This is a genomic window from Sediminibacterium sp. GW821-FHT12F12 (assembly GCF_058806635.1).
Window position 1 is genome coordinate 1 of the sequence record NZ_JBXAPW010000007.1, and the last position, 15,219, is coordinate 15,219.

At 46.0% G+C, this 15,219-nt stretch carries 13 protein-coding genes; 10 read left to right on the plus strand and 3 right to left on the minus strand.

Translation table 11 applies throughout. From position 1 onward, the window contains the following. The 3 genes from AC1RNB_RS11235 to AC1RNB_RS11245 all read left to right on the plus strand — a co-directional run. Nucleotides 1-630, plus strand: a 630-nt coding sequence (locus AC1RNB_RS11235; RefSeq protein WP_493082805.1) for a tail fiber domain-containing protein, incomplete at its 5' end; no start/stop codon positions are given. A 15-nt stretch (nt 631-645) separates the two neighbouring features. Continuing rightward, nucleotides 646-2,493, plus strand: a complete 1,848-nt coding sequence (locus AC1RNB_RS11240; protein ID WP_493082807.1) for a T9SS type B sorting domain-containing protein — start codon at nt 646-648, stop codon at nt 2,491-2,493. Nucleotides 2,494-2,510: 17 nt separating this feature from the next. After that, complete coding sequence (locus AC1RNB_RS11245) at nt 2,511-3,416, plus strand: PorP/SprF family type IX secretion system membrane protein (protein ID WP_493082809.1); 906 nt, start codon at nt 2,511-2,513, stop codon at nt 3,414-3,416. A 25-nt stretch (nt 3,417-3,441) separates the two neighbouring features. Here the strand turns inward: AC1RNB_RS11245 and AC1RNB_RS11250 are convergent, their stop codons facing one another. After that, nucleotides 3,442-3,708: an amidohydrolase family protein gene (locus AC1RNB_RS11250; RefSeq protein ID WP_493082810.1), complete on the minus strand. Its 267-nt coding sequence runs from the start codon at nt 3,706-3,708 to the stop codon at nt 3,442-3,444. Between the two features lie 330 nt (nt 3,709-4,038). Between AC1RNB_RS11250 and AC1RNB_RS11255 the strand changes: the two genes are divergently transcribed. The 6 genes from AC1RNB_RS11255 (at nt 4,039) to AC1RNB_RS11280 (ending at nt 9,985) form a co-directional block, all read left to right on the plus strand. Further along, nucleotides 4,039-4,779: an outer membrane lipoprotein-sorting protein gene (locus AC1RNB_RS11255; RefSeq protein ID WP_493082812.1), complete on the plus strand. Its 741-nt coding sequence runs from the start codon at nt 4,039-4,041 to the stop codon at nt 4,777-4,779. 1 nt (nt 4,780) lies between these two features. Further along, nucleotides 4,781-5,998: an ABC transporter permease gene (locus tag AC1RNB_RS11260; protein ID WP_493082814.1), complete on the plus strand. Its 1,218-nt coding sequence runs from the start codon at nt 4,781-4,783 to the stop codon at nt 5,996-5,998. Between the two features lie 10 nt (nt 5,999-6,008). Beyond that, nucleotides 6,009-7,223, plus strand: coding sequence for an ABC transporter permease (locus AC1RNB_RS11265; RefSeq protein ID WP_493082816.1), 1,215 nt, complete (start codon nt 6,009-6,011; stop codon nt 7,221-7,223). Nucleotides 7,224-7,249: 26 nt separating this feature from the next. After that, on the plus strand, nt 7,250-7,954 hold the full coding sequence (locus AC1RNB_RS11270; protein WP_493082818.1) for an ABC transporter ATP-binding protein: 705 nt from the start codon (nt 7,250-7,252) through the stop codon (nt 7,952-7,954). Next, complete coding sequence (locus AC1RNB_RS11275) at nt 7,944-9,107, plus strand: hypothetical protein (RefSeq protein ID WP_493082820.1); 1,164 nt, start codon at nt 7,944-7,946, stop codon at nt 9,105-9,107. The genes AC1RNB_RS11270 and AC1RNB_RS11275 overlap by 11 nt, the downstream gene beginning before the upstream one ends. A gap of 161 nt (nt 9,108-9,268) precedes the next feature. Beyond that, nucleotides 9,269-9,985 (plus strand): 3-ketoacyl-ACP reductase, encoded by a 717-nt coding sequence (locus AC1RNB_RS11280; protein ID WP_493082822.1) that lies wholly within the window; start codon nt 9,269-9,271, stop codon nt 9,983-9,985. Nucleotides 9,986-10,132: 147 nt separating this feature from the next. Here the strand turns inward: AC1RNB_RS11280 and AC1RNB_RS11285 are convergent, their stop codons facing one another. Together AC1RNB_RS11285 and AC1RNB_RS11290 are read right to left on the minus strand one after the other, a co-directional pair. After that, the gene (locus AC1RNB_RS11285) at nt 10,133-11,266 is read right to left on the minus strand and encodes a SusE domain-containing protein (RefSeq protein WP_493082824.1); all 1,134 of its coding nucleotides are present in this window, start codon (nt 11,264-11,266) and stop codon (nt 10,133-10,135) included. A gap of 448 nt (nt 11,267-11,714) precedes the next feature. Then, nucleotides 11,715-13,694: a PI-PLC domain-containing protein gene (locus AC1RNB_RS11290; protein WP_493082826.1), complete on the minus strand. Its 1,980-nt coding sequence runs from the start codon at nt 13,692-13,694 to the stop codon at nt 11,715-11,717. An 81-nt stretch (nt 13,695-13,775) separates the two neighbouring features. Between AC1RNB_RS11290 and AC1RNB_RS11295 the strand changes: the two genes are divergently transcribed. Continuing rightward, complete coding sequence (locus AC1RNB_RS11295) at nt 13,776-15,212, plus strand: hypothetical protein (RefSeq protein WP_493082828.1); 1,437 nt, start codon at nt 13,776-13,778, stop codon at nt 15,210-15,212. Nucleotides 15,213-15,219: the final 7 nt, after the last annotated feature.

Sequence of the window (15,219 nt, forward strand, 5' to 3'; positions counted from 1 at the left end):
GGTAATGTTACCGCATCCTCTGTGAGTGCCACTACTGGTAACTTTACAGATATTACTGCAACAGGAACGATTACCGGCGGAACCTTCAGCGGAACATTGGGAACCGGTACATTGAATAATATCACTTCACTCGGTAATCTTTCTGCAATAACTGTTTCTGGTAATATTACAGCTAACAGTCTAAGCGCTGTTACCAGCAACCTGACTGATATTGTTTCCACTGGCACCATCGACGCCAACACCATTTCTGCCACAAATATTACCGTAGCCAACTTTACCAACCTTTCTGATAAAAGACTCAAGAAGAATATAAGCACATTACCTGCTTCTCTCACAGGTATTCTTTCGCTGCAACCGGTTTCCTATAACTGGATTAATCCGGCTTTTGGAAAAAACAGGCAGATAGGTTTTATCGCACAGGAGGTACAAAAAATCTTCCCGGAACTCGTAACAGAAGATAAATCCGGCAGGTTATCTATTAATTATTCTGCTATGGTATCTCCCATCGTAAAATCCATACAGGAACAGCAGGAACAGATCGAATCCTTGAAAAAGCAAAACCAGGAACTGCAGGAAAAAATGCAGCAATTGGAAAACATGATCAAGAAACTGGCATCTCAAAAAAAATAAAACAGGATATACCCTTTGAAAAAACACTGTTTTACATATCCGTCTATCATCAGAAAAGCAGCAGTCCTGCTGCAGGGTGCATTCCTGTGTTCTGTATTAACCGTTAACGCACAGAACAGCAATGACTTTGCCCTATACCTTGCACCCAACGCCACCCTGTATGTAAATAACAAGGCTAACCTGTCTGTATTCAACAACGTCATCAATGATGGCACAATGGGCTCAGTAAAAGGAGTTACCATTAATATGTATGGCGACAGGTGGCGTAACGGCGTTACCGCTTCCTTCCCCGATGAATGGGGGATAAACAATCCCAATTCTTTTTCGGGTGTAGGCGGTGCTTTTCGTTTTTTCAACAGCAGCTCTCCTCAATACCTTGCCGGTGGTTTTTCAGTCAATACCAAAACCGGTGGTGCTTTCCCCAACCTGCTGGTAGCCAACCCCCGGGGTTTGTATCTCGATGAAGGAACCGATACCCATATTCTGGGTACCCTGCATTTTGAAGATGGATTACTCTGGCTTAACGGTAATAACCTGATGGTTGGTAAAAACAACCCCGGCTCTATCACCGGTTATACTGAAAACCGCTTTGTAGCCACCGGCAATACCCCAAAAGGAGGAAACCTGTACCGGGCCAAACTTTCTTCCGCCACCGGCAGCGTAGTATTTCCCATTGGTACACAGGCAGGTAGTTATGCGCCGGTTTCCATCATGTTCAACACCCCCACACCACAGGATCTACATGCCAGGGTATTCGATAATATTTACCGGAACGCTACTATTGGTCCAACAGGTAGTCCGGCCAGTCTGCAGCAAACCTGGAATATCGGTCAGGAAAATAATACCCAGATTCCATCAATTGTTGCTTTTCAACACGTAGTAGACAGAGAAGGCCCTGCTTTTACTGCTCACCGCGGTAATAGTTATGTTTCCAAATACGATTTCACCGAACGTACCTGGGATACACTCGGACCTTCGGGACTGAGTAATCCGGGTATTTATACAACAGGGCCTCATATCCGTGGAGCTTTTATCAATACACGCGTTTTTACGATTCTCGGAGAAGATAATTTTCTTACGAAAACCGCGGATACCCGTACCGACTCTATTACACTGGCCAAAGCAGCCCTTACGCCTGTACGTCAGCCAGATGGCAGTTACCGCGTTACTTTCGTTTTCCTGCTCACTAACCGCGGAAACCTTACCGCCAACACGGTGCAATTACTGGATACACTGGATAAGGTATTTCCTTCCCCCGCCAGTTTCAGCGTAAGCAGCATACAAACCAGTGGCCGGCTGGTGGCCAACCCGGCATTTAACGGAACCACCAACACCGATCTCCTGCTTCCCGCCAGTACGCTGCCAATAAAAAGCACCGATACTGTTACACTGGTACTGAATATTGTTACCAATAAAAAAGATGGTTACTATTATAATACAGCCAGCCTGAAAGGAACCCTGAACGGATATAACAACACACAGTATGTATTCAATAACCGTTCCGTAAACGGTCTCACTGCACCCGCTACCGGAGCCGCTCCGGTAACAACACCCCTGATTCTGAGTCCGGCAAAATACCAGATGCAGGAAGGTATGTCACCCAACGGAGATGGTATCAACGACAGATTTGTGATCGGTAGTCTCGGTAATAACCGGGCCGCTATCTGGGTATTTAATAAACAGGGAATACTGGTATATCGTAACCAGAATTACAAAAATGATTGGGATGGAACCAATAACCAGGGCGGACCTACTTCCAACCAACGCGTAGAAGATGGTACTTATTTCTACAAAGTGGTAGTAACAGATGTAGCAAACGGATCAGAGGAAACTTTTTATGGATACTTATCTATATGGAAATAAAAAATTACCGATAAAGCATGTCAATTTTTTACAAAACCCTTTTTTTACTGTTGCTATCGGGTAGTTGCTGTGTGGCTTCTTTTGCACAGGAAGACGCAAGCAATAAACAATACCTGTTTAACCTGCTGAACATTAATCCGGCTTATGCGGGCAGCAGGGGCGGGCTCAGTATCAGCACGGGTTTCCGCAAACAGTGGGCGGGTATTCCGGGTGCACCGCAAACAAGCATTTTTTCGATGGATGCACCCTTGAAGGAACATCATTTCGGACTGGGGCTGCAGTTATACACAAGTTCCATCGGCCTCGAAAAAACCAACGGTATCAATATGAGTTTTGCTACCATGCTTCAGTTTGAAGAAGATGAATTTTTATCGCTGGGGCTGCAGGGTGGTTTGATGAATTACCGGATAGACCGGACTTCTGTAGCACTTCCCTTTCAGAACGACCCTTCCTTTCAATATAATACCAATGTGGTAATGCCTACCGCCGGTGCCGGGATCTATTACCAGCGGCCAGGGTTTTACGCCAGTTTATCTGCGCCATCTTTGCTGGTAAGTACGGTTAAGGTAGATAAGATCCTTTCGGTTAACAGCGCTACGCTGCGCAACATGCAGCTGATTTTAACCACAGGCATAACGGCCACGCTGAGCGATGAAATACAATGTAAACCGTCTGTATACATGCGCTGGATGAATGGAAAAGTATTTGATGTGCATGTAAACGGAAGCGTTTGGGTGAAAGACATGATCGGTGTTGGCGCTTCGTACCGGTATGATGATGCCATTATGGGTTTACTGGAAATAAAGCTGAATGATAAATTAAGTTTTGGCTATTCCTATGGAAAAAGCATTGGCGACAGGGGCATCTTCAGCCAGGGATCGCATGAAGCGATTATCCGGTTGGATCTGCGTTCAGATGATTAGTAACAGCCTTTTTGATGTCGAAATATCAAGCAGTCTGGTACACAATGCGTCCGTTCACGATTGTCAGCAAGATCCGGATATCGTTATCAAACAGTAAAATATCAGCATCCTTCCCCGCCTGCAAGGTTCCTTTCCGATCCAACACGCCCATAATTCTGGCTGGCGTTTCTGTGATCATGCGGATGGTATCAGTCAAAGAAATCCCGGCAATATCTATCATCGTTCTTACCAATCGGTCTGCCGTAGCCACGCTGCCCGCAAATGCAGTTCTGTCTGGCAGTTTGTCATTCATAGCAATCGGGGCGATTAATCAGGCAATAAAATACGAAGAAGCCGTTGAAAATGGCGCCAACCGGCGGAGAAAACAAACGCAAACGATTTCGTGAACGCTTGATTCGGGGAGTTGCGGAGGGAAAGATGAAAAAGAAAAACCTATTGCAAGCAAGTAGCCGACTAACTGCTCAACAGGTTACCAGAATTTGCCTGTTCGATTCCCTTGCAGATCCTTTCTCCACGGGATTACCGCTTTAAACCAAACAGCCGGCAGCAAGGGTACAACCGTTAATAAATAACCTCTTTCCCCTGATTAATATCGTAAATTTGGGATAACAATGGTAGTGCTATGAGGTATTCTCTCATTATATTGTTTTGTTGTTCCTTCTCCTTTGCTTACCCGCAATCTGCCACCGAGATCATACAAAAAGCCGATGAAAAAATGCGCGGCAAAACCTCGCAGGGCGAACTGGTCATCAAAACCACCCGCCCCAGCTGGACCCGCGAAATGCGGATCAGATCCTGGATGAAAGCCAATGAGTTTGCCTTGCTGCTGGTGCAATCTCCCCCCAAAGACAAAGGCATCGTATACCTGAAACGCAAAAAAGAGGTATGGAACTGGATGCCCATACTGGAACGCATCATCAAACTGCCCCCGTCTATGATGACCAACAGCTGGATGGGCACCGATTTTACCAATGATGACCTCGTGAAGGAATCTTCCGTAGTAGACGATTACTACCACCGGTTATTAGGCGATACCTTACTGGATGGGAAAAACTGTTACAAGCTCGAACTCATTCCCAAACCCAATACAGCCGTTGTTTGGGGCAAACTGCTGGTGGTGATTGATAAAAAAGATTTTCTGGAGTTATACACCGAATTCTTTGACGAGGAAGGCAAACTCACCAATACGATGCGGGGATCTGATATCAGGATGATGGACGGTCGCCTGATCCCTACCCGTATTGAAATGATACCGGCGGATAAAAAAGGACATAAAACAGAGATCATCTACCTCTCCGTACAATTTAACCGGCAGATCGACGATAATTTTTTCTCCATTGAGCGGATAAAACAATTTAACTAACATGTGGATCCTACAGCTGGCATGGAAAAACCTCTGGCGCAACCGCAACCGCACCGCCATTACCATGGCATCCATCTTTTTTGCCGTACTATTATCTGTGCTTACCAGCAGTATTAAAACGGGGATCTTTGATAACCTGATCAAAAATGTAGTTAGTTTTTATTCGGGTTATATACAGATACACCAACAGGGTTATTGGGATGAACAGATCCTCGACAACAGTTTTGAAAAATCCGCCAGCCTCGAGCAAAAACTGTTGAAAGATACACGTATTACCGGTATCGCTCCACGGCTGGAATCTTTTGCACTGGCTTCTGCAGGTAACAATACCAAGGGTTGTATGGTGGTGGGTATAGACCCGGAGAAAGAAGACAGGATCACCCGGCTTTCTGCCAAACTGATCGCCGGCCAATACCTGAAAGCAGCTGACAACACAGTGCTCCTATCAGAAGGGTTATTAAAAAGACTGAAACTGCAGCTACAGGATACACTGGTGCTGATCGGACAGGGCTATCATGGCGCCACTGCTGCAGGTAAATATGTGATCGGGGGCATCGCAAAATTCGGTTCGCCCGATCTGAATGAGCGTCTACTGTATATGCCACTTGCTACCGCACAAACCATGTTCGAAGCACCTGGCATCCTTACTTCGTATGTACTTTCCATACAAGAACCCAGGCAGGTTACTGCTATCAGTACTTCGGCGCAACAATTGGCCGGTAAGGGATACGAGGTTATGAGCTGGGAGCAGATGATGCCCGACATCAAACAGCATATCAAAAGCGACAGTGCCAATATGGTGGTGATACAACTGATCCTTTACCTGCTGATCTCCTTCGGTATTTTTGGTACCTTACTGATGATGATGGCAGAACGCCGCTTTGAATTGGGTATGCTGGTAGCCATTGGTATGCGCAAGAGCAAACTGGCTTTGTTACTGCTGACCGAATCGATCATGACAGTACTGGCAGGTTGTTTGCTGGGCATACTGGCCAGTATGCCCCTGGTATTTTACCTGCAAAAAAAACCCATCCGGATCACGGGTAATGCCGCCAAAACCTATGAACGTTTTGGATTTGAAGCCATATTTCCTACCTCAACAGACAGCATTCATTTTATTAACCAGGGCCTGATGGTATTGCTGATCGGGCTGGTATTGTCTTTATATCCGGTATTGAAAGTATTCCGTTTAAACCCTGTTATATCCATGAAAAAATAAATTCATTACTGTGATCTTCAGAATTGCCTGGCGAAATATATGGCGTAACAAAATACGCAGCCTCGTTATCATGCTTTCGGTAGCGATAGGGCTGTTTGCGGGTATTGCTGTACTGGCACTGTACAGGGGTATGATGAACAGTCGTGTAAGAACCGTGATCTATGCAGAAACCGGCCATATCCAGATCCACCACAGGGAGTTCAGGAAAGATTACGAAGCACAGTATTCACTCGGCCACACGGAAAAAATGCTGGGCGATCTGCAGAAAGATGCCGCGGTCAGGTTTGTTGCCTCCCGAACCATCACACAGGGTATGCTGGCCACTACCACGGGCAGTGCAGGTGTGCAGATCAATGGTATTAACATGGCCATGGAAAACAAGGTATCCGGCCTTTCACAAAAAATCCGCGAGGGAAAAGGATTTGATCCCAACAAACAAAACCAGCTACTCATCGGCAAAAAACTGGCCGATAAAATGAAACTGAAACCTGGAGGTAAACTGGTTCTCACATTTACCGATGCAGATGCCAATCTGATCTCTGCCGCTTTCCGCGTTGCTGCCATTTACCAGTCAGAGAACACACCTATGGATGAACGCAATGTATATGTACAACAGACCAAACTAAACGAAGCACTTAACCTGGGAAAAGAGGCACACGAAATAGCTCTTATTCTTCAGCAGGATGCCATGACCTTATCAACTACACAACGGTTGCAGCAACAATACCCGGGGCTATTGGTAGAGCCCTGGCAAAACCTGTCTCCGGAAACAGAGCTGATGATTGATACAGTTGACATCACATCCTATATCATCATCGGTATCATCCTGTTTGCACTGGCTTTTGGTATTGTAAACACCATGCTCATGGCCATACTCGAACGCACACAGGAAATCGGTGTGATGATGGCACTCGGAATGAACCGGTTCCGTTTGTTCCTGCTGGTATTTCTCGAAACGGTTTTCCTTACCCTTATCGGCACACCGGTAGGATTGGGTATTGCCTGGATAGTGACAGCTTACTACAACCGCCATGGGCTGAACCTCGAAAACATGGGCAAGGAAATGATGAGCAGTTTCGGTTTCAGTACCCTGATCTATCCCGAATTTCCTATAGAGAAACTGGCAGCCATCATGGGAATTGTGTTGTTTACTGCGTTGGCATCCTGTATCTATCCTGCTATCAAAGCCCTGCAGTTACAACCAATAGAAGCGTTACGAAAATAAAAGCATGATCATTCAAAATAACAGACATGAGTACCGTAATTGACGCACATAATATTTCTAAGATCTATAACAAAGAGAACATACCCGTATATGCTATCAACAATGTACACCTGCATATTAACCAGGGAGAGTTTACCGCACTGGTAGGACCCTCCGGCTCAGGTAAGACCACTTTGCTGAACCTGATCGGCGGATTAGACAGGCCCGATGAAGGCAGAATAGAGATCAATGGCATTGATATCACGGCAATGTCTCCCAACAAACTCATCGATTTCCGTTTACAGAATATTGGTTTCGTGTTTCAGTCCTTTAACCTGATACCCGTCTTAACTGCCAAAGAGAACGTGGAATTTATCATGCAGTTACAGGGTATAGATAAAACCGCCAGGGAAGAACGCATCAATACCCTCTTCAAACAGATCGGCCTCGAAGATAAAATGGACAGCCGGCCCTCACAGTTATCCGGTGGTCAGCAACAGCGTGTGGCCGTGGCCCGGGCACTGGCATCAAAACCGCAGTTTGTACTGGCCGATGAACCCACAGCCAACCTTGATACTGCCTCCGCATCCAACCTGCTCGATATTATGGCGCTGTTGAACAGGGAAGAGAATATCACTTTCCTCTTTTCCACCCACGATGCCAGGGTGATTGAGAGGGCAAGGCGCGTAATCACACTAGTGGATGGCCGTATCACATCCGATACAGCAAAAGTGGATACACATGAACAGTAAATGGCTGGTTTCCGTTTGGTTTTGCTGCTGTTACCTAACGGTTACGGCACAGGACTCTTTAACAAGCAACCAAAAAAAATTAAGCTTTAACGGATATATCAAAAACCTGGTTTCTTATTCTATCGATAAATTAAGTCTCCAGCACACAGGGGGTAACCTGGTTCATAACCGGTTTAACCTGAAGTGGAAACCATCCACCTCCCTTACAGTGGCCGCCGAACTGCGTAACCGGTTGTTCTGGGGCGACCAGGTAAACCGCATCCCCGATTTTGCCAACCGGCTCCGTAACAGTAATGAAGCCTGGAACCTGCAGAAAGCCTGGATCAGTAATAATAACCTGGTATTGCACACCAATGTAGAACGGTTGTTTGTAGAGCTGAAAAAGGAGAAATGGACTACACGTATGGGTAGGCAACGCATTAACTGGGGTATGGCCACCGTTTGGAACCCCAACGATATTTACAATGCCTATAATTTCCTCGATATTGATTACGAAGAACGACCGGGATCTGATGCCATCAGCCTGCAGCGTAACCTCACCGATTTTTCGCATATAGAATTTGTATATAGCAGCAGCGGTAACCGGAAACAGATCGCAGCTATGCGCTATTTTTTGAATAAATGGAACTATGATCTGCAGTTCATCTCCGGTATGTATCACGGTGCCGCCACACTGGGTGCGGGCTGGGCGGGTAGTATTAAAGAAACAGGCTTCAAGGGCGAAACGCAATATTATTTCGCCAATAAAGATTCTGCCGCGCAACTGAACCTGACCCTGGCGCTGGACCATGCTTTCAAACACGGCTGGTACCTTACGGTGGGTGGCCTTTATAACAGTCGTGGTCTCAACCGGAATATCGCCAACCTGGCAGAACTTAACCTGAGCCTCAGTTCCAAAAACCTGATGCCCGCGCGCTTTAGCTGGTTACTGGCCGGCCGGAAAGAGATTAGCCCACTAAGTTCCGCCAGTTGTACCCTTGTGTATTCAACACAACTTAAGCTGCTCATTCTCTCGCCCGGCGTTAGCTATAATCTTTCCTCCCAGCTTGATGCAGATCTTATCTGGCAATCTTTTTTTCTGCAATACGAGAGTAGCTTTCAGGGCTTGCAGGATATTGGCTACTTACGAATTAAATGGAGCTTTGCTAGGTAAGAGCCAACAATGACACAGAATTTACAATGTGCCGGCTGCAAAGGAGGTAATTTTGCGGAGTCGTGAATCGTCAGTTGTGAGTATTAAACCGTCTATTCCCTACCTACTCACGATTCACGACTCACGATTACCATTCCCTAACTTAGAAAATAAAAGATCATATGCAATCATTACAAAGTAAAACCGCCCTGATCACTGGTGCCGGTAAAGGAATTGGGCGCGCGGTAGCGCTGGCTTTGGCGAACGAGAGTGTACATATCGGTTTGGTGGCCCGAACTGAGAAAGACCTGCAGGCGGTTGCTGCAGAAGTAACCGCACTGGGCGTAAAAGCAGCCATTGCCATGGCGGATGTAAGTGATATCAACTCAGTGAATGCCGCTGTGGCAAAGATCCGGCAGGAGCTGGGGGCAATTGATATCCTGATTAACAACGCCGGTACGGCCGCTTTCGGGAAATTCCTGGAGTTAACGCCGGAACAGTGGGAGAACCAGGTGAAAGTGAATTTGTTTGGTGTATACTATGTTACCCGCGCCGTATTGCCCGAGATGATCGAAAGGCAGACCGGCGATATCATCAATGTATCTTCTACGGCAGGTTTAAAAGGAGCGCCGGTTACCAGTGCTTACAGCGCCTCTAAATTCGGACTGATGGGACTAACCGATTCGCTGATGCAGGAAGTGCGCAAACACAATATCCGCGTAACAGCACTTACTCCCAGCACCGTAGTAACCGACCTGGCCAAAAGCACCAACCTGCTCAACAACAACGAAGACCGCGTAATGCACCCCGAAGATTTTGCAGAACTGATAGTGGCACAATTAAAACTGAACAGAAGGGTGTTTGTAAAAGATGCCTCCATCTGGTCAACCAACCCATAACCATTTATTCGGTCTAACCGCACCTTAGCGGGCAGATTTTGGTCGGGACTCCAAAGCGGCCTGAACAAAAACAAAAAAGCGATACCCTTTCGGGTACCGCCTACTCATCGTCATCCATTTGCTTGCTATATATCCAGGGGGATTTGTTTATTTGCCATTTACAGCAGGAGTAGCTTGTTTGGCTACTGTGCAGGCATAGTTACCGGCCAGGTCTACTTTCAGGTAAATATTGTAGTAACCGGCAGTGGCTACAGTAAAATCAGCCCCCCCTGCCACAGGTACTTCGTAACCATCTTTTACTTCTTTGCCCAGCGTAACCGCATTATCGTTATTGGCCCTGAACCGGAAAGTACCCGCCTGCAGGTTCACACCCATCACATATGCTTTGCTGGCTTCATCGTAGCTCATCACAGGGTCTGTGCCAGGGTTGCCCGCTACAGCTGTTCCGTGGATGCCCCAGTTGTTGATTTTGGTATAGCTCCAGCTATTGGTATTGGTACTTGCTTTTACCAGGTATGTACCCGCTCCGCCAAACACAGCCAGTACACCACCACCAAATCCAAACTTGCTGTTGCCGATATGGGTAAATGTGTTGGTTTTTTCCCACTGGGTACCTTTTACAAACATGAACTGGGGGTAGTTGTTGCCAAAACTCACATAACCCTCATACTCTCCATCATTGTTCACGCTCACCAGCTGGGGGGCAGTGGCCAGGTCCCAGTTCTGGTAGTTCCCGGGCATTTTCATATAACGGGGATAAGCATATTCAGTGTAGTGCAGGTAGGTAGTTACATTCAGCGCTACCGCATCACTGTAAACAGCAGTGCTTTTGCCATATACAGGGTAGGCTTTTACCCTCAACTCTACTTTGCCGGTAGTACCGGCAGGAATCAGTTTACACATTTTCTGGTTAAGGTCCTTTACCAGGAAACTTACCTGGCCACCATCAGTGGTACCCAACTCTACCGGTGTCTCAAAATGAGTACCTTCGGCAGCAGCTTCAATAGTATAGTCCCGCAGGTTATCGGTAGCGGTACGGTTCCAGCTGAAGTTGATACCGGTTTTTTCTTCATTTCCCTGATTCATGATCACTTTGGGTTCTGCGATCCTGAATCCGCCAATAAAAGCAGCACTGGTGGTAGCCACCTGTGCCGCAGCCATGTTAACGGGTGTTTCAACTCCTTTCTGACAGGCAGTGAACAATAACAGCGCAGTTACCATAGTGAGCATCCTGGCTCCCAGCACTTGCATTTTTCCGGTTTGGGTGGTCTGCGTTTTCATGATCTCTCTTTTTTCAGCGGCAATTGTTTCGCTACAATTACAGTACAAAGAGACTCAGATTATGCCCCCCGGGAAATAGACCGCATTGTGAAAAATCAGTAGGTGACACCAATCCAAAACAGTAACAGGATCGGCGCCAGAAGAATAGAGTTTAGGGCCCCGTTATGGTAACAGGATAAACAAGTGCAGCGTAGCGCACCAGCAAAAAAAATGTAGTAGAATGTCTATGTTAGGTCTGAAACGCAGGTAAATCGGTACCAAACAGCTGACTATCAGCCAAAAAGAGATACCATTTTGATGCCTTTTTGCCGATCAGAATTGTGTGTGAGATGGTAATAGGTCAGAGCCATTACTGAAACACCCGTTTGCATCGTGGCTTATCGGTAACGGAAGGAGTATTTGTGGTACTAAATATGTGTAAGCGGTTAGACAAATATCTAAAATGAGCCTATCGGTACAATTCTCCCCTCATCAGATCAATACAATAATCCGTGATCCAGATACCCGCCACGTCTACATATACGATATTAGGTTTGTTCTTTGTGTGAATGATGCCGTCTTTGATCCATTCGTTCAGTTTTACCGGTAGCAATTTATTGCCATCCAGCGAGTGGCCGATAATGCTCTTATTCTTACGGATCACATTGGCCAGCAGCATTACACCATTTACCAGCGGATTGATCTTTTCGTCCTCAAACTCATTACAGATCACCGGCGCTTCATCGGCACCCTGGGTTAACTGCCAATCCAGGCGAACCAGATCGTTCGGATTAAGTGTGTTATTAAGTGAAATAAAGAAATTCTTTTCCTTATCAATCAGCTCACTCATTTTATTGGTAGCAGCATAGGCTCTCCTGAAATTGATAAATGCGGTTGACGTATCTGCAATAGCACAGGTAGGAAAACGGTTATCTGTATGGCCTGGTATTTCAAAACTCAAAACAGCTTTACCCGCCAGCTCTCGTAAGGGTACATCACCTATCGAAGTTTTATTAGCGGTATACAGGTGGTCCATACCCACCCAACTGATCAGGCTGTCTTTTAAACGCTGTAACGGTGTTTCCTGCTCGCAGAAATGACTGAAAGTGGCCAGCACTATTTCCTGCGGGTAACTTTGCAGAAATTTCCGGATGGCCAGCGCAATGGGTTGTAATCGTTCGCCATAGCCCCCTCCCAGGGCTTCGGCCATACAATCCGAAGAACTGTGTTTGGTATACAACATCCCGTTATAGGTTCCGATCCTGAAATCGAACATGCGTATGCCCGCGTTCAGCTGCTTCTCTATATTCAGTTGCTGGGTTAAGGTGTTACACTCATTAATGGTTCCCTTCTGCTGGCCACCGGTGGCGGTGAGTATGCTCATGCCCGCATCGTGCGAACCGGGTATCACAATATCTTTCAGCGTTTTATTACTCTTTAGTGGCTGTATCACCTGCTCTATCCATTTGGCTGGCTGATAAGCAGAAAATTTACTCAGGTATAAACGGCGGTCCGTACCGGTATACGCCATCAGAAAATCATTGTCATCCACTTTAGATACCGATACCGGCAGATCCGTAGTAAAATAAGGGGGCAATTCGGTATGCCCGCGCGGACTCTCAAAGCCTGCTCCCATTTTATAATACAGGCGATTGTCTTTTTTATACCCTCTCCAGATATAAAATAACTGGTCCGAGTTATACACCTGGTGTACCACCGGAGATACCTGTGTTTGTGAATTTCCTTTGGGTGTGGCAGCTGTCCAGCTGTTTTTGTTACTCTCAAAATCGGCAAAATATAACTGGTCGTTTTTCCCCTGCCAGCAAAGCCTGGCTACTTCTTTATTAATGGCGGTAACATGCGGATAGTTTTTTGATTTCTCCTCCGGCAGTTTCTGCAGACTGGCCGGTTGAATCAATCCTGTGGCATCTGTTGTAAGCAGTGTATATAATATATTCTCTTTATTGTCTGCATGTGTGGCCAATAATAACCGGTTACCCATTTCTACCACGCTGATGCCCAGGGAAACCTTACCAGGTTCGGTGAAGCCGATCTCCTGAATGGCAGCAAGATCAAAATCCTGGTCTTTGTTACGCAGTATGTATTGAATTTTCCCCTTCGGGGAGATCCAGAAAAGATAGAGATGGTTATTGAACGCTCGTATGATAGGAGCAAAAGCAGATTGGGCACCGGGAATACCAACAACAGCAGCAGTACTGCCCATATCATATTGTTTACCCAGATTGAGTAGCATGACATTTCCCAAAGATCCTGTCGTTTTCCAGGCAATAAAAAAGTAATCATTATACCGGGTGATACTGGGCTCCCGATCAGTTTGCGCCTGGCTGGCAATGGGGACCGGATAGGTGAAACTAAGCCCCTGCGAATCCGCTGCAACAGGCAGTAACAACGTTAACAAAAAGAGCAGAATATGAACAATTTTGGTCACCTTTGTATAAGCTTTTCAGTGAACTTTTTATCTCCTTCAAGTTACTGAAAATCTGATTCTCTTCTCCCAAAATTCTGCGTTATGACTAGAATTTTTCTACCAGCGCTACTGTTCTTTCTCTCCGCTGCAAGTGTTGCCCAGGATGCTAATTACTGGTCATCCACTTATGGTCCCGGAGGCTTTCTTTCGCCGGGTTCCACCATCGCCAAAAACGGAGACAGTGGTGTACTGTTTTATAACCCTGCACTACTGGCATACAACACCAAAAATGCATCCAATATCAGTGGCAGCATTTACAATTTTCAAACCACCAATTTTAACGATGGGGCCGGATTAGGGTTAAACCTCAAAGCGACTTCTACGTATATTCTTCCGGTACTTGCCTCCAACACCATTTACCTGAAACTGAAAAAACCGATCACCATTGCCTATGCCATCATGAGCACACCGGTAATGAAATTTCATGCTTCGCAAAGAAGGGATGCCATGATCAATATTCTACCGGATGGCACAAGTCCGGGGAATGAATTTTTTGTAGGTCAATATGTGCATGCCAACACCGTAGAAGAAACCAGTGGTATACTGGCCGTAGGTAAATCGCTCACAAACAAACTGGCTATGGGACTAACCTTTGGTTTTACGAACCGTCGGCAGGAGTTTCATCATAACATGAGCATCAATGTACTCAGCAACGATCTGAGTACCTCCTACGATCAGCGCATGATATCTATCGGAGAATACTACCTCGTACATAGTAATGTGTGGAACCTCGGCATTAAAGCAGGACTCTCATACGAACTCAACTCAAAAAATCATGTAGGTTTACTGGTAACCTTACCTTCTATACACCTTACTTCCAAAGCCGACCTGCTCGTTCAATACAATATCAGTAACCTCGTTGTGGGTACCGAAGAGATTTTTATGCTGGCCAGTAGTAAACAAACCAAACTATCATCAAAATGGAGAACACCGCTCAGTATTGCAGGAGGGTATACCCTGAACTACGGCAAAAGTGATCTGTATTTTTCAGCCGAGTATTTTGTTCCGATTGGCGAATACAATGTGATCACGCCCCGTGATGAATATTTTGTTCAGCCGCAAACGGGTATCGGAGAATATTTCACTTCTTCTATGATGCAGCTGAAAAACATTCATAAATCCATCCTCAATTATGCCGTAGGCGCCAGTTTCCCGCTCAAAGAAAGGGTTACCGGCTATCTTTCGCTGCGAACTGATTTTAATTATTCCGATCAGCGTTCATTCAGCAACGATGATGGTTACAGGTCCAACACCGCTACCTGGGATATTTACCACATGCAGGTGGGAACCAATTTCAAAAAACGGAAATTTAACCTACGCGCCGGACTCCTGCTTTCATACGGAAGAAAAAGCCAGTTAGAACAAATGGTCAGCTTTGATAACCCCACCCAGGAAAATGCATTGGAAGGAGCACTCAAAAAGATCAGTGCTACCCGTATGGCCGCCGGTTTGATGTTGGCTTATATCCATAATTTTTAAATCGTCT